Annotated in this window: 19 protein-coding genes and 5 pseudogenes; 11 read left to right on the top strand and 13 right to left on the bottom strand. The window is 67.1% G+C overall.

Annotation, left to right across the window (positions count from 1 at the left end; all coding sequences use genetic code 11):
* Together GJ632_RS08705 and GJ632_RS08700 are read right to left on the bottom strand one after the other, a co-directional pair.
* Window positions 1-394 (bottom strand): annotated as a pseudogene (locus GJ632_RS08705) (TlpA family protein disulfide reductase); the annotation flags it as partial.
* A 174-nt stretch (window positions 395-568) separates the two neighbouring features.
* Window positions 569-1239: pseudogene (locus tag GJ632_RS08700) on the bottom strand (thioredoxin domain-containing protein).
* A gap of 132 nt (window positions 1240-1371) precedes the next feature.
* Between GJ632_RS08700 and GJ632_RS08695 the strand changes: the two are divergent.
* On the top strand, window positions 1372-1707 hold the full coding sequence (locus GJ632_RS08695) for a 2Fe-2S iron-sulfur cluster-binding protein (protein WP_089806256.1): 336 nt from the start codon (window positions 1372-1374) through the stop codon (window positions 1705-1707).
* A 6-nt stretch (window positions 1708-1713) separates the two neighbouring features.
* Here the strand turns inward: GJ632_RS08695 and GJ632_RS08690 are convergent, their stop codons facing one another.
* The gene (locus GJ632_RS08690) at window positions 1714-1980 is read right to left on the bottom strand and encodes a hypothetical protein (RefSeq protein WP_231751424.1); all 267 of its coding nucleotides are present in this window, start codon (window positions 1978-1980) and stop codon (window positions 1714-1716) included.
* Window positions 1981-2018: 38 nt separating this feature from the next.
* On the opposite strand from GJ632_RS08690, the gene GJ632_RS08685 reads away from it, so the two are divergent.
* The gene (locus tag GJ632_RS08685; protein ID WP_197427951.1) at window positions 2019-3551 is read left to right on the top strand and encodes a restriction endonuclease; all 1533 of its coding nucleotides are present in this window, start codon (window positions 2019-2021) and stop codon (window positions 3549-3551) included.
* Between the two features lie 14 nt (window positions 3552-3565).
* Here the strand turns inward: GJ632_RS08685 and GJ632_RS08680 are convergent, their stop codons facing one another.
* Window positions 3566-4129, bottom strand: a complete 564-nt coding sequence (locus GJ632_RS08680; protein WP_089807097.1) for an NUDIX hydrolase — start codon at window positions 4127-4129, stop codon at window positions 3566-3568.
* 151 nt (window positions 4130-4280) lie between these two features.
* Between GJ632_RS08680 and GJ632_RS08675 the strand changes: the two genes are divergently transcribed.
* The gene (locus GJ632_RS08675; protein WP_089806259.1) at window positions 4281-4484 is read left to right on the top strand and encodes a DUF1918 domain-containing protein; all 204 of its coding nucleotides are present in this window, start codon (window positions 4281-4283) and stop codon (window positions 4482-4484) included.
* 40 nt (window positions 4485-4524) lie between these two features.
* Window positions 4525-4981: pseudogene (locus GJ632_RS08670) on the top strand (RNA-binding protein).
* Here the strand turns inward: GJ632_RS08670 and GJ632_RS08665 are convergent.
* From GJ632_RS08665 to GJ632_RS08655, 3 genes are read right to left on the bottom strand one after another with little or no spacing between them, the layout of a single operon-like run.
* On the bottom strand, window positions 4965-5525 hold the full coding sequence (locus GJ632_RS08665) for a thioredoxin family protein (RefSeq protein ID WP_191452700.1): 561 nt from the start codon (window positions 5523-5525) through the stop codon (window positions 4965-4967). The pseudogene GJ632_RS08670 and the gene GJ632_RS08665 overlap by 17 nt on opposite strands.
* A 43-nt stretch (window positions 5526-5568) precedes the next feature.
* Window positions 5569-5994 carry an EamA family transporter gene (locus GJ632_RS08660; RefSeq protein ID WP_089806265.1) on the bottom strand — a complete coding sequence of 142 codons (426 nt, stop codon included), beginning with the start codon at window positions 5992-5994 and terminating at the stop codon, window positions 5569-5571.
* A 51-nt stretch (window positions 5995-6045) separates the two neighbouring features.
* Window positions 6046-6207: a hypothetical protein gene (locus GJ632_RS08655; RefSeq protein WP_191452699.1), complete on the bottom strand. Its 162-nt coding sequence runs from the start codon at window positions 6205-6207 to the stop codon at window positions 6046-6048.
* Between the two features lie 199 nt (window positions 6208-6406).
* On the opposite strand from GJ632_RS08655, the gene GJ632_RS08650 reads away from it, so the two are divergent.
* Window positions 6407-6604, top strand: coding sequence for a hypothetical protein (locus GJ632_RS08650; protein WP_191452698.1), 198 nt, complete (start codon window positions 6407-6409; stop codon window positions 6602-6604).
* Window positions 6605-6622: 18 nt separating this feature from the next.
* Here the strand turns inward: GJ632_RS08650 and GJ632_RS08645 are convergent, their stop codons facing one another.
* The 6 genes and pseudogenes from GJ632_RS08645 to GJ632_RS25850 all read right to left on the bottom strand — a co-directional run bounded on the left by GJ632_RS08645 (window position 6623) and on the right by GJ632_RS25850 (window position 14344).
* Window positions 6623-7483: a DUF58 domain-containing protein gene (locus GJ632_RS08645; protein ID WP_191452697.1), complete on the bottom strand. Its 861-nt coding sequence runs from the start codon at window positions 7481-7483 to the stop codon at window positions 6623-6625.
* Window positions 7483-8427 carry a MoxR family ATPase gene (locus GJ632_RS08640; RefSeq protein WP_191452696.1) on the bottom strand — a complete coding sequence of 315 codons (945 nt, stop codon included), beginning with the start codon at window positions 8425-8427 and terminating at the stop codon, window positions 7483-7485. The genes GJ632_RS08645 and GJ632_RS08640 overlap by 1 nt, the downstream gene beginning before the upstream one ends.
* Window positions 8428-8434: 7 nt before the next feature.
* Window positions 8435-9562: a hypothetical protein gene (locus GJ632_RS08635; protein ID WP_231751423.1), complete on the bottom strand. Its 1128-nt coding sequence runs from the start codon at window positions 9560-9562 to the stop codon at window positions 8435-8437.
* Window positions 9562-10167, bottom strand: a complete 606-nt coding sequence (locus GJ632_RS08630; protein WP_089806274.1) for a hypothetical protein — start codon at window positions 10165-10167, stop codon at window positions 9562-9564. The genes GJ632_RS08635 and GJ632_RS08630 overlap by 1 nt, the downstream gene beginning before the upstream one ends.
* Window positions 10164-12548 (bottom strand): annotated as a pseudogene (locus tag GJ632_RS08625) (VWA domain-containing protein). Before GJ632_RS08625 ends, GJ632_RS08630 begins: the two are co-directional and overlap by 4 nt.
* A pseudogene (locus GJ632_RS25850) lies at window positions 12548-14344 on the bottom strand (VWA domain-containing protein). Before GJ632_RS25850 ends, GJ632_RS08625 begins: the two co-directional pseudogenes overlap by 1 nt.
* A gap of 146 nt (window positions 14345-14490) precedes the next feature.
* Here GJ632_RS25850 and GJ632_RS08615 point away from each other — a divergent pair.
* The 6 genes from GJ632_RS08615 to GJ632_RS08590 form a co-directional block, all read left to right on the top strand.
* A complete protein-coding gene (locus GJ632_RS08615) occupies window positions 14491-14841 on the top strand; it encodes a cupin domain-containing protein (RefSeq protein WP_231751422.1) in 351 nt (116 codons plus the stop codon).
* Window positions 14842-15111: 270 nt separating this feature from the next.
* Complete coding sequence (locus GJ632_RS08610; RefSeq protein ID WP_089806282.1) at window positions 15112-15528, top strand: methylated-DNA--[protein]-cysteine S-methyltransferase; 417 nt, start codon at window positions 15112-15114, stop codon at window positions 15526-15528.
* Window positions 15529-15683: 155 nt separating this feature from the next.
* Window positions 15684-16808, top strand: coding sequence for a hypothetical protein (locus tag GJ632_RS08605; RefSeq protein ID WP_191452695.1), 1125 nt, complete (start codon window positions 15684-15686; stop codon window positions 16806-16808).
* Window positions 16809-16823: 15 nt separating this feature from the next.
* Window positions 16824-17231, top strand: coding sequence for a hypothetical protein (locus GJ632_RS08600; protein ID WP_191452694.1), 408 nt, complete (start codon window positions 16824-16826; stop codon window positions 17229-17231).
* Window positions 17228-17863 (top strand): hypothetical protein, encoded by a 636-nt coding sequence (locus GJ632_RS08595; RefSeq protein WP_191452693.1) that lies wholly within the window; start codon window positions 17228-17230, stop codon window positions 17861-17863. Before GJ632_RS08600 ends, GJ632_RS08595 begins: the two co-directional genes overlap by 4 nt.
* 43 nt (window positions 17864-17906) lie before the next feature.
* On the top strand, window positions 17907-18155 hold a 249-nt coding region (locus GJ632_RS08590; RefSeq protein ID WP_191452692.1), incomplete at its 3' end, for a hypothetical protein.

The following is an 18155-nucleotide window of genomic DNA, read 5'->3' as shown; positions in this document are numbered from 1 at the left end:
GGTGGGTCCACGTCGCGGTGCCGTCGGCGTCGAAGACGGCGAGGAACGGGAGGCCGCCGGCGCCCAACTCGCTCATCAGGCGGCTCTCGGGGTCGTGTCCGACGGTCCACGCGCCGTCGTGGTCGGCCCACCACGCGCGCACGTCGTCGGCCGTCAGGCCGCCGCCGAAGCGTTCGTTCGTCACGGAGACGAACGTGGTCCTGTCACCGAACTCCTCGTGCAGCGCCGTCAGCGACTCCATCTGCGCCGAACACGGCACGCACCACGTGGCGAACAGGTCGAGGACGGTCGGGTCGCCGGCAGCGGGGACGGGGCGCTCCCCCGCCGCCTCGGACCCCGGCGCGTCCAACGTCCGGACGGTCAGGGGGGAGGCCGTCGTCGCCGCCGAGGCCGTTCAGCGCGACGTAGCCCGCGCCGCCGACGACGCCCAGACTCCCGAGTCCGGCGAGGAGTTCGCGCCGCCTCACGGGGTCGCACCTCGGGGAACGGATGGCCTCATGCTAGTCGAAGCGAGGGTGTCGAGCGACAAAGCCCGTACGCAGTCGTGCATGGCTGACGCGCGAGTCGGTCAGGACTTCGAGGCGGACTTCAGGTGCCCCTCGATGCCGTTCTGTACCGTCTCCCAGTCGTAGTTCGCCAACCGTTCGCCGTTGACGACGACCGTGGGCGTGCTCTGCAGTCCCTGTCCACCGCGCGCTGGCGGTCCTGCTGGACGACGGGCCGGTAGGCGTCCTGTTCGACCGAGCCCATCACCTCACAGCCGTCCACGTCGTACTCGTCGGCCGCGTCGTGGACGACGGTGAAGCCGTTGCTCGTGAGTTCGTCCTGCCGGTCGAACAGGGTCTTTGCGTACTCGAAGTACGTCTCGTGGTCCGTGCGGTCCTGTACCGCGCGGGCGGCTATCGCGCCGCCCCACGACCACTGCTCGCTGACGGGCAGGGGGAAGTCGAAGAAGCGGTACCGTATCTTCCCGGTGTCGACGTAGTTCTCCTTCACCTTCGGGAACACGTCGAGGTTGTACGTCGCGCAGTGCGGACAGGCGAAGTCCTCGTAGACGTCGACGGTGACGGCGGCGTCTTCGGCCCCGAGCGTCGGGTGCGGGAGCGAGTTCACCTGCTCTAACTGGCCGACGTCGCAGGAGGGTCTGTCGCCGGAACCGGACCCGCCGCCGAGACACCCGGCGGTGCCCGCGAGGGCCGCACCGGCGACGGCGAGGTAGGTCCGTCGGGTCGTTCGCATGGTCGGTAGGAAGGGGGCGGGCTATTTATGGCCACCGTGAACCGACGGTCGTCACCGAGATGTACCACCGGCCACCGCCGCGCCGGCACGGCCACCGACGACGCTTTGCCCGTCCGGTCCCCCCGTTCGGGTATGCCGACCGTCCGATACCGCGGAGAGGAGATTCCGTGCGAACGCGGCGCGGTGCTCCGCGACGTCCTCCTCGCGGCCGACCAGTCGCCCCACAACGGCGGCGCGAACGTCCTCAACTGCCGGGGACTGGGTTCGTGCGGGACGTGCGCCGTCTCCGTCCGCGGCCCTGTCACCGACCGGACGGCCAGAGAACGCGCGCGCCTGTCCGTCCCGCCGCACGACGCCGCGGCGGGACTCCGACTGGCGTGCCAGACGCGCGTCCTCGACGACGTGACCGTCGAGAAACACCCCGGTTTCTGGGGGCACCGCGTCGAGGAACCGGCCCCGGAAGAGTAGTCGCGGTCAGTCGCGGGCGGGGCCGTGGAGCGCCGGGAACGCCGTCCCGCAGTCGTCGCAGGTCACCGTCTCCTCTGTCAGGTCGTCTCTGTCGTCGTCGCCCTCGCCGGATTCCGTCGTGACGAACCGGTTGCCGCCCGGTATCGACAGGTAGACGGACGCGCGCAGGCGGGGCAGGGAACGCTCACGAGGGGCATCCTGTGTGAGAACTATTAGGAGCGGAATAAGTTTGGAGCATCCTTGTGGAACGCTTGCCCACAGAGTGCAACCCACATACCAATTTTTTAATGACAGGTATTGAACAAACAGCTATGAATACAGAAGGAGAGGACGCCAACTGGGACCCCGACCGTCTCCTGCGGCGCTTGCAAGCGATGGACGATTACGAGTTCGAACACCTCGTGGGGGACTTGTGGGAGCAACAAGGATGGAATACTGAGGTCGAGCAACAGTCTAGCGATGCGGGGGTCGATGTACGCGCCACGCAAACGTCGCCGTATCGGAGAAAAGTCCTCATCCAAGCCAAAAGGTACGGAGATAAGAATCCAGTCAGCGGCCCCGCTGTTCAGCAGTACGCTGCTCTCAAACAACAAGAACCCGACACAGACGAGTCGATAATCGTCACTACCGGACGATTCACCGGGTCCGCAGAGGACCGGGCGAAGGAACTGAACGTGAAACTGATCGATGGCGAAGCCCTTGTCGACCTGATCGACCGACTCGGTGCGTACAACGTCGTAGAGTCATACATCGGCCCGCCGATATCTAGAGAGACGGAGGACGAGAAGAGAGACGGAGACAGAGAACGAGACGACGGCGTGGAGGGTGCCGCCGTTCGCCGACTTACTTCGGAGGAACGTACGCTCGTCGAGGACGTCGCCGGGAAAGGCTTAGAGGAGTGCATCCGAGACGAAGAGTATCGAGCAACTCGCGCGATGGAGCGTGCACGTGCGGTTACTCGACTCAATCCACACGATGCGAAGCTACTGGGAATCTTCGACGGTGCACCTCGCTACGACTTCGAACGGGAGTTCGATGAGAAGAAGATGGTCCTCGTGTTCTTGAAAGAGGATGTCCATGTCAACGACGACGGTGAGGTATACGTAGAAGACCTCACGGACTACATAAAGGCGTCAGCTATCGATTGTAACGCATCAGAGGGAGTCGTCGGTACAATCGAGCGCGGTGTGAAAGACGGTGCGTGGTTGTCGGCGGAGGGGGAGGAATACTGGGAGACTCAACAGCAGTTCCGTCGATTCAAAAAGAAGGGAAAGGACGTGTTATCGTCGGTCTTCGATGGGGAGGATTCAACGTCGTTAGATGCTCCCTCGAACCGACGCACAGCAGCGAACTCTGACGCTGAGTCGGCGGACGTAACGTCACAGATGGAATCGTCCCGCGACGTTCCTACCTCTTCTGACAAAGTCCGTACGAACGCCCAAGAGACGAGTAGCAATCGTAGCGATGAGGTTGCTTCCGCAACAGACCAATTCTCCGAACAGGGCACAGAAACTCAGCACAATGCGGGGTCGAACGGCGAACCGCCGGCACTTGATTTAGCTCGATCGAAATGGTTCTACGGAGTAGCTGTCGCAACCGCCGGCTGGGCGTTCGTCTGGTTGCTCACAATATCTAACGTGGCGGCTCCGGTCATCGGTCTCACGTCGCTGGTGTCGTGGCCGCTTCTCCCGGCGGCGATGCTGATGGATACCCGGAAGACGGGGAAACTAGAGCGAACCAGAACCAGGTCTCTCGTGTACATCGTCTCGTCGATGGTTCCGTTGCTCGCGGTCGTTCCCGGAGGCGTCTACTTATACCGTCGCGAGAACAGCTGGGCGCGATGACTCCGGTTTAGACGCTACAACGAGACGCGTTCGCGCCACGCGAGCAGTTCCGACCGGTCGCGCGTGTCCGCCGGTAGGTCGGCGAACGGGAACCACTCGGCCGCCGATATCTCGTCGTCGGGGTCCTGCACGGAGAGGTCCGCCCCGTCGGCGGCGGCGCAGAACACCGGCATGACGCCCCACGTCTCGTACTCGTCGCAGCAGATGTCGATGCGTTCGGCGATGGCGAGGCCGCGGTAGTCGGCGGCGACGCCCGCCTCCTCGTCGAGTTCGCGGACCGCCGCCTCGCGGTACGTCTCGCCGTCGCACACCTCGCCGCCGGGGAGGACCCACAGGTCAACGCCGTCGTGGCGGACGAGGAGGAGTTCGTCTGTGTCGCGGTAGACGATGGTGTGCGCGCCGTACGGGGCGCCGGTCCGCTTCACGCGGGTCGCCAGCGTCCGGAAGCGTGGGCGCGAGACGCGCCGGGTGCGCCGTTCGTCGACGTAGTCGGTGTACCGGTCTCTGAGCCGGTGGTACGCCTGCTCGGCGCGTTGACTCGCCTCGTCCGCGAGGAACCACAGGTCGTCTACGACCATCGCTCGGGGTCGGGCGGCCGCCTCGTTCGCGCGTCCGTGATTCTCATGCCGGCGCATTCGGCGCCGCGGCTAAAGACGGCTTCGACACCGTGAGCGTCCGGCGCCGCGGCGAACCAGTCCGCTTTTCACCTCCGCGGTCCGCATCCGAGATATGGAATTCGACGAAGGCGACGCCGTCGTCCTGCACGACAAGCACAGCGAGTTCGACGGACAGGTCGGCGAAATCACGCAGGTCGTAGAGACGATGTTCGGCGACGAGACGTACGTCGTCAGCTTCGACGAGGGACAGGAAGTGGGCATCTCCGCGGACCAACTCGACGAGGCCGACGCGGCGGACGACGCCGACGAGGAATAGGACGGCCTTTTTTCCGCCGGGGTGCAAACGCGGCACAGAGATGCCACGCGTCCCGTTCCACTACGTAGACCTGCGGACGTTCTGCTACGAGACCGAAGACGAGAAGCGCGTCGAGGCCGCGCTCAGACACTTCCTCCCCGAGGAGTTCGAAGTCGAACGCGTCGAGAACACCGGCCACCACGGCGACCGAATCGTGGTGTTCTCCGCGCGCGCCGAACGCGCCGACGCGGTGCGTCAGGTCCTCGCGACGCTGGCGGAGAGCCCGGACTTCGAGAGCTGCTGGCCGAACTCGACGAACGCGTCACCGAGAACACGGAACTGTTCACGCGACTGGACAAGCAGGCCGCCTTCCGGGGCGAGACCCGACTCGGCGAGGGAATCACGTTCCGGGCGAAGGTCGAAGCTACCCGGCGAAGAAGGAGGCGGCCGTCGAGACGCCCGCGAGGCCCTGTCACAGGCGTCGGAGTTGGCCGAGGAGGATTAGTCCTTCCACTTGATGGAACAGCCCTGCGACGGCGTCTCCGAGACGGGTATCTCGTCGCCGGAGATGACCGCTTCGACGGCCGTCCGCATCTCGTAGTCGGTCACTTCCTCGTCGGGCGTCATCGCGTCGTCGATGCGCGAGTGGAACCGGAGTTCGAAGTCGTCGCCGACGTTCTCGAACAGGAACGGGTCGGGCGTGCACACCGCGCCGTACTCGCGCGCCACCGCCTGCGACTCGTCGCGGAGGTAGGCGGTGTACTGAATCGTCCCGTCCTCGACCAGTTCCCGCATCCGGTCGAAGGAGTCGTCGGGGTACTCCGCCGCGTCGTTCGGGTTGATGCCGACGACGGCGAGTTCGTCGTACGTCCGCGCGAGGTAGTTCAGTTCGTCGAACTTCGCCTGCGCGTACGGACAGTGGTTGCAGGTGAAGACGACGAGCAACGCGTCGTACTCGGCGAACGAGTCGAGCGTGTACGTCTCCTCGTCGGTTCCCGGCAGCGAGAACTCCGGGGCGGCGTCGCCCTGCGACAGTTTCGAGTCGGATTCCGTCAGTACCATCTCGCGATGGACTACGGCCTTGAGGGGGAAAGTCGTTACTCGGCTACTCGACGCTGACGAGGTAGATGGCGACGAGGGCCAGTCCGATGCCGACGGCTTTCCGCGCGGTGAGCGACTCGTTCAGGAAGGCGATGCCGATGACGGAACTGAGCACGAGAAACATCCCGAAGATGGGCGAGACGATGCTCACCGGGCCCATCGACAGGGCGCGGTAGTACGCGAGGATGCCGACGGTGAGGCAGACGCCCGCCGCGAAGACGAACTTCGCCTTCGGGTGCGTCAGGTACGAGAGGGCGTCGGCGTCGTTGTAGACGACGATGGCCGCCGTGCCGACGACGAGGAGAGAGTTGGCCATCAACGCCGCGACGTTGCTCGGAATCTTCGGCGACCCCGTCGTCGCGACACTCATCAACGGCGAGACGAACGCGTAGGCGACGAGGGCGAGGACGGCCCACGGGAGATAGTTCATCGGTGTCGTGGTTGCGGGGGCCCAGAGTTGACCGTTTCGACCTGCGTCGGCCTACCCACCGGCGACGACGCGCGGGGCGTCCGTCGGCGTCCCGACGGGAACGGTGACGTGGGACCAAGTGTCCCGCTTCGTCTCCGGCGGGAACCGCTGGCTGTCGACGAACTCGACGCCGTCTCGGTCGTCTTCGCGGATGAGCGTCCGGACTAACCTCACTCCCACTTCCGACGAGGGAACGACGGTTAAGTCGTCTTGCCGTCGCGTCAGCCCGTATCGACGTTCGGCACGTCCCTCGGTGCCGTCGCCGGGGCAGAGATTTACTTTCTAACGCTGTCCTCGCCAGAAGATGACGTTAGCCACCTAATTCTGCTACTGTACGAACATTTTATGGCTCTGGAGGCTCATTAGTGCCAGTATGTCTCAGTCAGAACAGCCGTCGGAGATAGCGTACTCGTGGGACGACCCGGACCGCTGTCCGTTCTGTATGACGGAGTTGGCCGACCCGGGCGCGGGGTTCGTCGAACACCTCGACGACAGTCCCGTCTGCGAGAGCGGGTTCGAGACGTGGCGCACGTCCGTCGCCGACGACATGCGCGGCGAGTGGTCCGGGTAGTCGGACCCCTCGCGTCCCCTAGCCGACCCACACGTCGGCGAAGGCGTCGAAGAAGTCCGACCCGGAGTTCACGAGGACGTGATCCGCGCGGAGCGTCGTCGCCCGGTCGGAGATGGCTTCGACGTGCGACTCCAGTCGGTCGTGGTACTGGCTGGCCAACGCCCCGCCGAAGTACGACCGGCGGGAGTCGCCCGACTCGGGGTCCTCGAAGATGGTGTCGCCCGTCACGTCGGGGTCGAGTTCCTCCGGCGCGAGCGTCTGGACGAGGATGACGTCGTTGTCACCGAGGGCCGCCACGGCGGACTCCACGCCGTCGGGGTCGGTGAGGAAGTCGCTGACGACGACGACCAGCGAACGGGAGTGGATGGTGCTGGCGTACTCTTCCATGGCGCCGACGAGGTCGGCGCTCCCGGCCAACTCCGCCTCGTTCAACAGGTCCACCACGCGCAGCAGGTCGCCGTGGTTCGACCGTCCGGTGTCGAGGCGCGTCGGCCGGTCCAGAAACGTCGAGAAGCGGAAGTCGTTGTTCTCCTCGACGGTGAGGTAGGCGAAGCCCAGTCCGATCTTTGCGCCGAACTCGAACTTGTGGGCGTCGTCCTCGCCGAAGTCCATCGACGCAGAGGTGTCCACGAGGACGTGGACGGTGAGGTTTCGCTCCTCCTCGAACTGCTTGACGTAGAACTCCTCGGTCCGGGCGTACACGCGCCAGTCGATGAGGCGGGTGTCGTCGCCCGGCGAGTACCGGCGGTAGTCGCTGAACGTCAACCCCTCGCCGACGCTCCGGGACTCCTGTTCGCCCTGCTGGACGTCCTCGGAGATGCGCTTCAGCGAGGCGTCGAACCGCTCCAGTTCGGCGAAGAAGTCCGGGTCGATGGTCATTATGCTTGGTCGACGAGTTGTCGGACCGCGTCGTCCGGCGTCGTCCCCTCGCGTTCGGCGCGGAAGTCCAGCAGGATGCGGTGTCTGAGGATGGGCGGGGCCATGTCGACCACGTCCTCCCAACTGACGTGCGAGCGACCCGCGAGGAACGCGCTGGCCTTCGCCGCGAGGACGAGACCCATGCTCGCCCGCGGACTCGCCCCGTACTCGACCATCTCGGCCTCGCGCGTCGAGCGGACCAGTCTGACCGTCCGGTCCCGGATGTCGTCCGCGATGGGCGTCTGTCGGACGTACTCCTGTGCGCGCTGGAGTTCCTCGCGCCCGAGGACGCGTTCGACGTCGGGCGCCTCGACCTCGCCGGTGTAGCGGTTCACTATCTCGAACTCCTCGTCCTCCGTGGGGTAGTCCACGACGATCTTCATCAGGAAGCGGTCCGTCTGCGCCTCCGGCAGCGGGTAGGTGCCGCCCTGGTCGATGGGGTTCTGCGTCGCGAGGACGAAGAACGGCCGGGGAAGTTCGTACGTCGCGCCGGCCGCCGTCACCTGCTGTTCCTGCATCGCCTCCAGCAGTGCGGCCTGCGTCTTCGGCGTCGCGCGGTTTATCTCGTCGGCGAGGACGATGTTGGCGAACACCGGACCCTTCTCGAACACGAACTCCCGCCCCTCCGCGGACTCGCGGATTATCTCGGTCCCCGTGATGTCCGACGGCATGAGGTCCGGCGTGTTCTGGATGCGGGAGAAGGAGAGGTCCGTCACCTCGGCCATCGTCCGCACCAGCGTCGTCTTCCCGAGGCCCGGGTTCGACTCCAGCAAGGCGTTGCCGTCGCAGAGGATGCAGACCAGCAGTCGCTCTACCACCTCCGACTGGCCGACGATTCGCTTCGCTATCTCGCCGCGGACGCGGGACAGTTTCTCCTGCACTCGGTCGATGTCGTCTGGTGCCATTGTCGTCTCAGGTGTCGTCTTCGTCGTCTTCGTCGTCTCGCTCGCGTATCTGCAAGTTGTACTCCCTGATGAGGTCGGCGTCCTCGACGTTCTCGGCCTCGGCGTAGCCCGCCTCTTGGCTCTCGACGGCCGCGTCGGCGAACCCGCCGTCGTCGTAGGCGGAGGGCGGAGCGGTCGACCCGCCCTGCCCCTCGCCGCTTCCGGTCCCCTGGACGGAGGCGTTGATGCTCTCGTCGCCGGCGGAGACGTTCTCGGCGTCGCCGAGAATCTGCTCGCCGTCGCGGAGTTCCTCGTCCTCGTCGCTCGGGTCTTCGGTGGGTCGACCCTGCGGGCCGTCGTCGCCGCCGCCGTCGAACGTGTCGGTCAAGTCGAGGCCCACGACGGCGACCTGGATGCTGGCGAGGCTGACGACGACGACGAGCAACGCGGTGACGACGACGCGACGGGTGCCGACGAGTTCGAAACTCGACGTGCCGCGCAGACCGTCGAGGACGTCCTCGTAGAGGCGGCGGGCCATCGCCGAGTTCGCGCCGTGGTCCACGCTGTCGCGCGCGGTTCGGAGCGCCTCCCGCACCGACGGGTTGGCCGACTCGAACTGCTCGACGAGGGGTCGTCGCGTCCGCAGGAGGAACTCCGCGCCGAACGCGACGACGCCGAGGGCGAGGCCGACCAGCGACGCGCCGTGAATCGTCCGCGGGACGACGCCGGCCGTCCCGGCGACGGACGCCGGGAACCGAATCGCCGCGGCCAGCGACTCCGGTCGGAACAGGCGGAGCAGGAGGTTGACCGCGAGGGCGACGAGGGCGGCGTCGAGGGCGGCGTAGAGGAACGCCACCTTCCGCCCCTCGCGGCGGACCTCCGCGAGGGCCGCGCGCATCCGGAGCGTCGAGTTGTCCGTCTCGGTGGCCGCGGCGTCCGTCTCGACGGGGTCGGCGTCCCTCGCGGCCGTCCGGTCCCCGCTCTCGCCGTCGGTCGCCGGGTCCGGGTCGGTCCCCGGGGCGGCGTCCACTGCGTCCGTCTCCCGCGCGTCGGCGGCGTCCGGGTCGGTTCCGGAGTCGCCGTCCGTCTCGCCGCCGAGGGTCACGTCGAACCCCGCGTCGTCGTCGAACTCTCGTTCGTCGGGTTCGTCGCTCATCAGCGACACTCCGACGGGACGGAGCCGTTTTGCGCGTCGGCCAGGTCGTCACACACCGAGTCGAGGTCGTCACGCAGGTCGCCGTTCTCGTCCTGCAGGTCGTCCACTCGCTCGGAGAGGTCCTGGTTCTCGTCTTCGAGGTCCGACACGCTGCTCTCTAGCTCCTCGTTCTCCTGTTCGAGTTCGCTCACCCGGTCTTCGAGGTCCGAGATGGTGCTCCGCGCCTCGTCGAGGTTCTCGCGGACGGCCTCCAACTGGTCGCGGCTCTCCTGCAGCGACGCCTCGGTCTCCTCCAGTTCGCTCTGCGTCTGGTTCAGCAGCCGTTCCGTCGACTCCAACTCGGAGGCGACCTGCCCCACGTCCCCCTCCGTCTGCTGGAGGCTCTGGTTCAGGTCCGCGACGCGTTCGCGGAGTATCTGTAGTTCGGTTCGCGCGTTCTCCAGTTCCTGGCGAAGCTCCTCGTTCCGGTCGCGCAACTGCTCGTTCTGCGCCTCCAGGTCGCTCGCCGACGACTGATAGACGACCGTCGCGCCGACGGTTCCCGCGAGGAGGAGGGCGACGACGGCGACGACGGCGAGGTTGATGGGGCGGCCGATGAAGCTCATGTCAGGCCTCCTTCACCCGCGGTACTGCTCCGACGGACTTGAACCCGCCGGTAGACGACGTCGAGGGTGAACGACGCGAGTGCGACCACCAACAGGAGCCACGTCCAGTCGGTGCGGACCGAGCGCACCCGCCGGGACTGCTCGCGGGTGAACTCGGCTATCGCCTGCCCCTGACTCGCGGTGAACTCCCGGCCGCCGGTTCCCTCCGCGAGGTCCGAGAGCGCCGGGTCGGGGCCGAACGCGGCGTACTCCTCGCGGTAGTTGGCGGCGTAGGCCGCGTCAAGCACCTCGTGGTAGCCGACTTCGTCCGGCGTCACCGTCGCTCGGAACGTCTCGTCGCCGACCTGTCGGAACGACACGCTCTCGACGGACGGCCGTTCGGTCCCGCGGTACGTCACCGTCGTCGGGGACCGACGCGGGTGTCGGGGATGCCGACGATGCCCGTCGCCTTCCGCTCGGGGTCGCCGATGACGTAGTTCGTGGACTTCGTCAGGAGCAGCGAGTCGGGCCGGCCGAGGAGGCCGTCGAGGCTGCCGTCTGCGCCGTACGTCGTGATGGTGGCGACACGGCCGAGGCCGTAGCGCCACGTGGCGACGGCGGGCGACCCGTCCTCGGTGGCGACGAGGAACTCCGCGCCCCGCCGGATGGAGACGTCGTTGCTCGAACCGGGGTTCGCCGTCAGGCGCACGCCCGAGGTGATGAAGGAGTTCGGGTCCACGATGGTGAGCCCCTCGCCCTCGTACGACTGACCCGCCGAACAGGATGTTGAGGCGGTTCGTCTCCGTCGCGCGGAAGTAGCTCCCGCCGGAGGCGCGGGCGATGGCGCGGAGGTTCCCCTCGTTGGGGTTCTGCCCCGCGCCGATGGCGATGACGCGCTTGCCCTGCGAGCGGAGGCGGTTGGCGTAACTGATGGACGCCTCGGGTCGGTCGTGCCCGTCGCTGATGAGGATGACCGTCCCCGGGTCGTCGCCGAGCATCTCGCCCGCCCCGCGCAGGCCGCCGGCGATGTCCGTCGCGCCGCCCGCCTGCAGTCGCCGAACCTGGTCGGACAGTTGCTCGCGGTTGGGTCCGAGCGGTCGCCTGTCGGCGACGCGGTAGGCGCGCTGGTTGAAGCCGACGATACCGACTTCGTTCTCGTCGCCGAGTTGCTCCAGCGCCGAGAGGGCGACGGCCTTCTGGACGCGCATGCCGCCCTGCGCGCTCCCGGAGACGTCGACGGCGAGGACGATGTTCGTGGACTGTCCCGTCCCCTCGCCGGTGGTGACGGGGAGCATCGACGCCAGCGACGAACTCTCGTAGTCGCCGTTCTCGAAGGAGTTCGGCCCGCCGACGACGAGCAACCCGTTGCCGTCGATGACGAACTCCTGCAGGGCGTCGACGTCGCCGACGCGCCCCGCGGGCATGTCCTGCATCACGACGGCGTAGTACGGCGAGAGGTCCTCCGGCACCGACGAGCGCCGTTCCACGTCGTACACCTCACGCAGGTAGCTCTCGAACGGGTACGACCGCTCCGCGACGTACAGGACGGTCGGCCGGTCCACGGCGCGGACCGTCTTGCGGAAGGCGTCGTTCTGGTCGAACTCGTCCACCGAGGAGATTTCGGCGGTCACGCGGTGCGTCCCCGTCTCCGAGAACGTGTACGAGAACTCCCGCGCGGCGCTGGCGTTCCGTATCGTCGTCTCCAACACCTGCTCGCCGTCCACCTCGACGGTCACCTCCGTCGGCGAGTCTATCTCGACGCCGCCGACGCTGACGAGGAACGTGCTCTCGACGCCGACGCTCGTCTTCGAGGGGCCGTTGACGGTCACGTACCGCTCCGTCTCGCTCGGTTCCGGAGAGACGACGGAGACGGTGGCGTTCAGCGACCGGGCGAGTTCCGTCACCTCGGGGAGCGACCGCCCCTCCGTCACCCGGCCGTCCGAGAGGAGGAGGACGCTCCCGTTCTCGCGGAGGTTCGCGGCCACGCCGTCCCCGACGGGCGAGGCGTCGCCGCTGGCGATGGTCGTCGTCGTCACCGGCACGCCAGCCTCCTCGACGGCCGACGCGAGACGGTCCGCACGCTGCGGGGCGACCCCGGTGCTGTCGGAGCGGTCCACGAGGAGGTTCACGCGGGGGTCGCCGAGCGTCTCGGTTGACTGGACCGTGTACGGCCCCGCCGCCGCGGCGACGAGGAGGAGGACGGTGAAGACGCGGACGGCGAAGAACCACCGCCGACTCCGCGTCGAGGCCGTCCCCGACGCGCGGTACCAGACGAGTGCCCACAGCAGGGCGACGCCGACGGGGAACGCGAGCAGGAACAGCGGTCGCTCCAGTCCGACGGTCAGCCCCGACGGGAGTTCGTAGCCGACGGCCGACCCCGAGGGGAGTCCGAAGCCGACCATCAGAGGTCACCCCGTCGGCGCAGGTAGGCGACTTCGAGCACGAGTCCGCCGACGACGGCGAGTGCGACCCACTCGGTCAGCGGGTCGGGGACGGTCCGCTCCTCCTCGCGCGTCGCCACGCTCCCGTTGCCCGCCGCCTCGATGTCCGGGGCGACGACGGCCGACTCGGGTTCGCTCAGGAGCGACGCGCTGTACCGCGTGCCGCCGGCCTCGTAGAACCCGGCGTCGTCGAGGCGAATCGACGAGGCCGTGACCGCGCCGTCCGGCGTCGTGATGGCCGTCTCGTTGCCGAACGACAGCCGGGTCCCCGTCTCGACGTTCAACTCCGAGAGCGGCGGCCGACCCGCCAGGTCGTAGACGGCGCGCTTCCAGAACACCGGGTACTGATAGTTGTACTTGAACGACGAGGAGTCCTCGATGTAGCCGTAGTAGAGGATTCGGCCCTCGCCGCGCTGGGCGGTGGCTATCAGCGGCGTCCCGTCGGCCGTTCGCACCACCGGGCGGCCGTCGCGGAGTTCGCCCCTGACGTACAGTTCCGGCGGCGGGAAGTCGACGTTCCGCGTCAGTTCGGTCTCGGCCGGTTGGGCGAGCGTCGGGTTCGTCGCGGTGCCGTTCGGCGAGACGAGAAGCAGGTCGCCGTACCGCGTCGGCATCGGGTCCTGTGCCTGCACGACGACGCCCCCGCCGTTCTGGACCGCCTCGCGGCCCGCCTCCAGATGGCTGGAGAGCAGACGCTCGGCGTTCACGTTCGAGTAGACGACCACGTCGTAGTCGCCGCTCACCGGCGTCGGCGGGTTGGTCACGGTGAGTTCGACGCTGTCGATGACCGACAGCGCCGTCGTGAGGTAGCGGTTCTCGTCGTTCGTCACCACGAGGACGTCCACGACGGCGTCCGACGGCGCGGCGACGTACGAGACGTCGTCCGTCGGGAAGTCGTCGCCCGGCGAGAGCCGAACGGTCCCGCCGCTTGCGGGTATCTCGAACGTCAGCGACCGAACGTCGCCCGGACCGAGCGACAGCGACTTCTCCTGCCCGCCGAGCGAGGCAGTCCGCGTTACCGAGCGTTGCCGTAGTTCTTCACGGCTACCGTCACCTCGTTGCCCGAGAACGACCGGTCGACGACGCCGACGTTGCCCTCGCCGCCGGCGGCGAACTGCCGGAGTTCGACCGAGAGGCCGCGGGCGCGGGCGACGCGGACGGCGTCCTGCCACGCGCCGTCGTCGGCGAAGTCGCTCACGACGACGATGCGGGACTCCTCGCCCGCGATGGACGACGCCGTGGAGATGGCCGAGCGGAGGTCACCGGCCGCGGCCGTCGGCGACAGGCCCGAGAGGACGCTCCGCGCCTCGTCCGGCGGGCCGCCGCGGAGTTCCACTGTCGGGTTCGCCCCGGCGACGACGACGGAGGTGGTGCCGGTGACGGCCGTCTCCGCCTCGTCGACGGCGCGGGCGAACCGCGTCTCGCCGCCGGACTGGACGGTCATGCTGGCGCTGGCGTCGACGACCAGCACCGTCTCCTCCACCGTCGAGGACTCCGAGACGGGGGCGTACGGCGTGGCGAGAGCCGTCGCGAACAGCAGTATCGCGAGCAGTTGCAGCAGCAACAGCACGCTCCGCTTGAGTCGCTCGAACACGGGGGTTCGACTGGTCCTCGCGTCGGTCCTCGGTGAGAAACCGGAAGGTGGGGAACTGAATCGTCCGCGGGTCCGGGCGGATGAGATACAGGATGATGATGGGAATCGCGGCCGCGAGGGCGGCGAATCCCAGCGGGGTGAGAAAGACGTCGGAGAGGGCCATCGACAGAGTAGCGGACCGCACGCCTATTGGGTCTTTTCCAATTGGGCGACAGGTGCAACGAACACTCACGAACCGGTGAATGTGCTACGGTCTCGCGTGCCGGGAGGGAAAGGCGTTACTCGCCTCGGTGGGACGGTCCGACCGAGATGGTCGAACGAGTGTCCGTGTCGGACCTGCCCGACACGCCGAACCCGACGAGCGGGAAGAAAGAGGTCGACGAAGCGGTGGGCGCGGAGGCGTTCGGATTCAACGTCTACGAGGTTCGCCCGGGCGAGCAGATTCCGTGGGGGTACCACTCCCACCCGGACCACGAGGAACTGTTCTACGTCCTCGCGGGAGCCATCGCCGTCGAGACGGAGGAGGGGACCGTCCGCGCCGAGAGCGGGGACGCCGTGTTCGTCGCGCCGGGAGAGAAGAATCGCGCGCACAACGACGGCGACGAGACGGCGCGCGTCCTGGCCGTCGGCGCGCCGAAGGACGCCGACGCGCGGAGATAGCCGAGGAGTGCCCCGCCTGCGGCGCGGTGACCGGCCGGACGCACGAGACCGTCGAGACGGCCGACGGCGAGGTGTACGTCCTCTCCTGTGCGGCGTGCGGAGCGGAGGTTCGGCGGTTCGGCGCCGGCCCCGACGACGACTGAGCGCTCGTCGCCTCCGGCGGTCGGTGTCGACGCCGACGCCGACGCCGATGTCGACACCGACACCGACGCGACGGCGAACGGGTTCGCGTCAGGCCCAGTTATGACCCCGCGCGTCGTAGCCTCTCACATGCGCGTGGAGCTAGACGGGACGGGGCTGGAACTGGACGAGTCGTACCTCGACGCCGACGAGGAGACGATTCGAGCGCAGGTCCGCGAGTACGAACGCGGCGACCGGACGGCGTTCGACCTCTCGGTCGCGTACCCCGACTCGTTCACCGGTCGGGTGATGCGGGCGATGTCGGAGATACCGTACGGCGAGACGCGGACGTACGGCGAACTCGCGGCGGCGCTCGAGACGAGTCCCGTCGCCGTCGGGCAGGCCTGCGGCCGGAACCCGGTACCCCTCGTCGTCCCCTGCCACCGCGTCGTCGGCGCGGACGGGAGCCTCGTCGGGTTCTCGGGCGAGGGCGGCGTCGAGCAGAAGCGACGGTTGCTGGCCGCCGAGGCGTCGGGTCGGCAGACGGAACTCGCGGCGTTCGAGTAGCGCGGGAGGAACCCGGGTCGGGTCCGCCGCGCCGGCGGGGCGGTGTCAGGTCTGGTGGCCCGTCGGGGCTGTTCGGCCCGCGCCGACGTATCATCTGTGCATATATTCCATTCTAACAGAAACATTTTATACCGGACAAACTTGTTAGTGAACCGATGCCAGTCCGGCCCGTCGATAGAGATGTGCTCTCGGATATCTGCGGAGAGATCGCGCAGGACAACTGCGGGTTTCTCTACGTGGACCGTGCGAAGGACCGAATACAGTCGGAGTACGAGTCCGCCGACAAGAGTATGCTGAAGGCCGGTTCGGTGACGGCGTCCAGCATCGAAGAGACGTTGTCGGACCTCGCCGCGGACGACGCGTTCGAGTTCGAACGGTTGCGCCCGCGAGCGTACTACATCTCCCCGTTCGGGGGCGGTGGTCTGGAGAAGCAGATAATGAGTACGCTGACGACGCTCTTTCGCACGCAGATGGTCGTCACCGCGGAGGCCATCCGCGACGCGTTCGACATCGCTCACGACGACCTGGCGTTCTTCACCCGCGAACTCAGGAACCGACGGTTCGTGATGCGAATCGCCGCGGGGAACCGCGAATACTTCACGGTGGGCGGCTACCTCGAGGAGGAGACGGACGAACCCGGACTGACCGACAAACTGGAGACGAAGAGCTTCTCCGGGAAGATTTCACACGAGCAGTTGGAGGACGCCATCGCCGTTTCGGCGACGTCCGACGTGATCAACTACCTGCAGAGCGAGGGCTACATCGTCGATTTGGACGGCGAGTATTTGGTCTGTTCGGCCCTCGACGAGTTCACGCGGGGGGTCACGAAGGAGATCTCCGACGACGTCGTCGAGGCTTTCGAGGACGCCGGGTACGCGATGCCCCGTGACGAGTACGACAGCCTCGTCGAAACCCGCGTCACAGACGTGTCGTCGGTGCTGGATGCCTCGCGGACCGTCCACGACGACACGCTGTCGGAGACGAGGGTGTTGAACAGCGTTCGCGAGAACCTCGAATCCGGATACGACATCCGCGTGCGAGACGGCGTCGCCGTCCACGCGGACCCGCTATCGGAGGTGGTCGAGGACTACGCGTCGGACCTCGTTCGACAGTCGATGGCGAATGGGGGGGCGGCGACGCCGTCCAGTGTGATGGAGGACGTCGACGTGGAACTCGACGAGTTACATCTGGCGTCGACGGAGGCCGGGAACGCGCACGTACGAGACCAAATCCGGGAGGCGGCGGCGGAACGGGCCAACGCAGCGTTCGAGACCGAGTGACACAACCGACACAGCATGAACAACTTCGATTCATTCAACAGAAAAGAGACCGAGTACGGGACGTTCGTCATCGCGCAACCGAAGACGACCACGGGGGACAAAGAGCCCGTTCGACTGGAGGCGTCGATAGTCGAACGGAACGAGGACGAGGACATGGTGGGGAACTGGGAACCGGTCATCGGCGAGATGGTCGGCGCCCGTCTGGGCGACGTTCTCTCGATGGACGAGGCCGGAAGCGCGTCGCTCTCTCGCACCGACGTGGTGGAGGCCGTCACGGAGAGCGACAACACCTCGACGACCACCGAGTGGGAGTCTGAGGCACTCGTCGAGTTCTTCGCCTCGGAGAACATCCTCGACGTCGAGGGCAAGGAGGTGACGGTTCTCAGCGCCCTCGACGACGCGAGAGTACCGACGCGCCGATGATCAACAACTGGGCGGCGACGGTCGACGCCTGCGCCAACCGCATCGAGACGGCGGTCGAACAGGTCGAGAAGGCCAAAGAGCGCCTCGAAGAGCGGGGATCCGACCAGAACCGCCGAGAGATAATCGAGAAGAACCAGCAGAAGGCCAACGAGTACAAACAGGAGATCGGCGCACTGCTGGACGGGCGACTCCCCTCGGACCTCCCGCCGGAGGAGCACGAGCGATTCGTCGACCTGCGCGAGAAGTACCACACCTACGAGAACAACGTCACCGCGATGGAGAACGAGATCACCGACGCGACGAAGACCGAGCAGTTGGGTGACGTCATCGAGCAACTCGAACATCTCCAGGAAGTCCTGTCGGTGAAGTCCAACGAGATGCGCGAACTGGTCGTCCAGAAGAACACAGACATCACCGGCGTCCTCGACCAACTCGACGCGCTGAAGAACCTCGTCAGCACCATCGGGAACACCGTCCCGACGGAGACGCACATGCAGGAGCAGTCCGGCGACGAGTTCGCAGAGGACCTGTTCGGGTCGGAGACGTTCCAACAGACGACCGAGGACGCGGAGACGCTCCAGACCGGGGGCAGCCTCGCGGAACAGGCCACCGTCGCCGAAGAAGTGAACTGACCCGCCGATGCGTGCCTCGTCGTTTCTTCGAGGTGTCGCACACGTGGAGCGACAGGCGTCCGCCGTCGCCGAGCGACGAGCGTACCCCGAAGACGACCCGGAGCCGTACCGCCGTGCGAACCGCGCGCGCGAGGCGGTTTCGGACGTCGCCACGCAGTTCGTCGCGTCGGTTCCGCTGCCGACGTCCAGTCGTCGCTCGGGAGCCGACGCCGACGGCGCGGTCGAGACGCTCCTCGACCGGGTGTACGAGCGGTCGCGTCCCGATCCGACGCGGGTCGGCGTTCGACCGGGC

It is taken from the genome of Halogeometricum sp. CBA1124 (assembly GCF_009741955.1).
Lineage (GTDB): Archaea > Halobacteriota > Halobacteria > Halobacteriales > Haloferacaceae > Halogeometricum > Halogeometricum rufum.
Note: the sequence above shows the minus strand (reverse complement) of the source record. Positions and strands in the feature narration are given on the sequence as shown.

Excerpts from the sequence above, each read along its gene's own strand:
- GJ632_RS08695 (WP_089806256.1), top strand. The coding sequence starts at position 1,372 with ATGCCGACCGTCCGATACCGCGGAGAGGAGATTCCGTGCGAACGCGGC.
- GJ632_RS08685 (WP_197427951.1), top strand. The coding sequence starts at position 2,019 with ATGAATACAGAAGGAGAGGACGCCAACTGGGACCCCGACCGTCTCCTG.
- GJ632_RS08680 (WP_089807097.1), bottom strand. The coding sequence starts at position 4,129 with ATGGTCGTAGACGACCTGTGGTTCCTCGCGGACGAGGCGAGTCAACGC.
- GJ632_RS08675 (WP_089806259.1), top strand. The coding sequence starts at position 4,281 with ATGGAATTCGACGAAGGCGACGCCGTCGTCCTGCACGACAAGCACAGC.
- GJ632_RS08665 (WP_191452700.1), bottom strand. The coding sequence starts at position 5,525 with ATGGTACTGACGGAATCCGACTCGAAACTGTCGCAGGGCGACGCCGCC.
- GJ632_RS08660 (WP_089806265.1), bottom strand. The coding sequence starts at position 5,994 with ATGAACTATCTCCCGTGGGCCGTCCTCGCCCTCGTCGCCTACGCGTTC.
- GJ632_RS08650 (WP_191452698.1), top strand. The coding sequence starts at position 6,407 with ATGTCTCAGTCAGAACAGCCGTCGGAGATAGCGTACTCGTGGGACGAC.
- GJ632_RS08645 (WP_191452697.1), bottom strand. The coding sequence starts at position 7,483 with ATGACCATCGACCCGGACTTCTTCGCCGAACTGGAGCGGTTCGACGCC.
- GJ632_RS08640 (WP_191452696.1), bottom strand. The coding sequence starts at position 8,427 with ATGGCACCAGACGACATCGACCGAGTGCAGGAGAAACTGTCCCGCGTC.
- GJ632_RS08635 (WP_231751423.1), bottom strand. The coding sequence starts at position 9,562 with ATGAGCGACGAACCCGACGAACGAGAGTTCGACGACGACGCGGGGTTC.
- GJ632_RS08630 (WP_089806274.1), bottom strand. The coding sequence starts at position 10,167 with ATGAGCTTCATCGGCCGCCCCATCAACCTCGCCGTCGTCGCCGTCGTC.
- GJ632_RS08615 (WP_231751422.1), top strand. The coding sequence starts at position 14,491 with ATGGTCGAACGAGTGTCCGTGTCGGACCTGCCCGACACGCCGAACCCG.
- GJ632_RS08610 (WP_089806282.1), top strand. The coding sequence starts at position 15,112 with ATGCGCGTGGAGCTAGACGGGACGGGGCTGGAACTGGACGAGTCGTAC.
- GJ632_RS08605 (WP_191452695.1), top strand. The coding sequence starts at position 15,684 with ATGCCAGTCCGGCCCGTCGATAGAGATGTGCTCTCGGATATCTGCGGA.
- GJ632_RS08600 (WP_191452694.1), top strand. The coding sequence starts at position 16,824 with ATGAACAACTTCGATTCATTCAACAGAAAAGAGACCGAGTACGGGACG.
- GJ632_RS08595 (WP_191452693.1), top strand. The coding sequence starts at position 17,228 with ATGATCAACAACTGGGCGGCGACGGTCGACGCCTGCGCCAACCGCATC.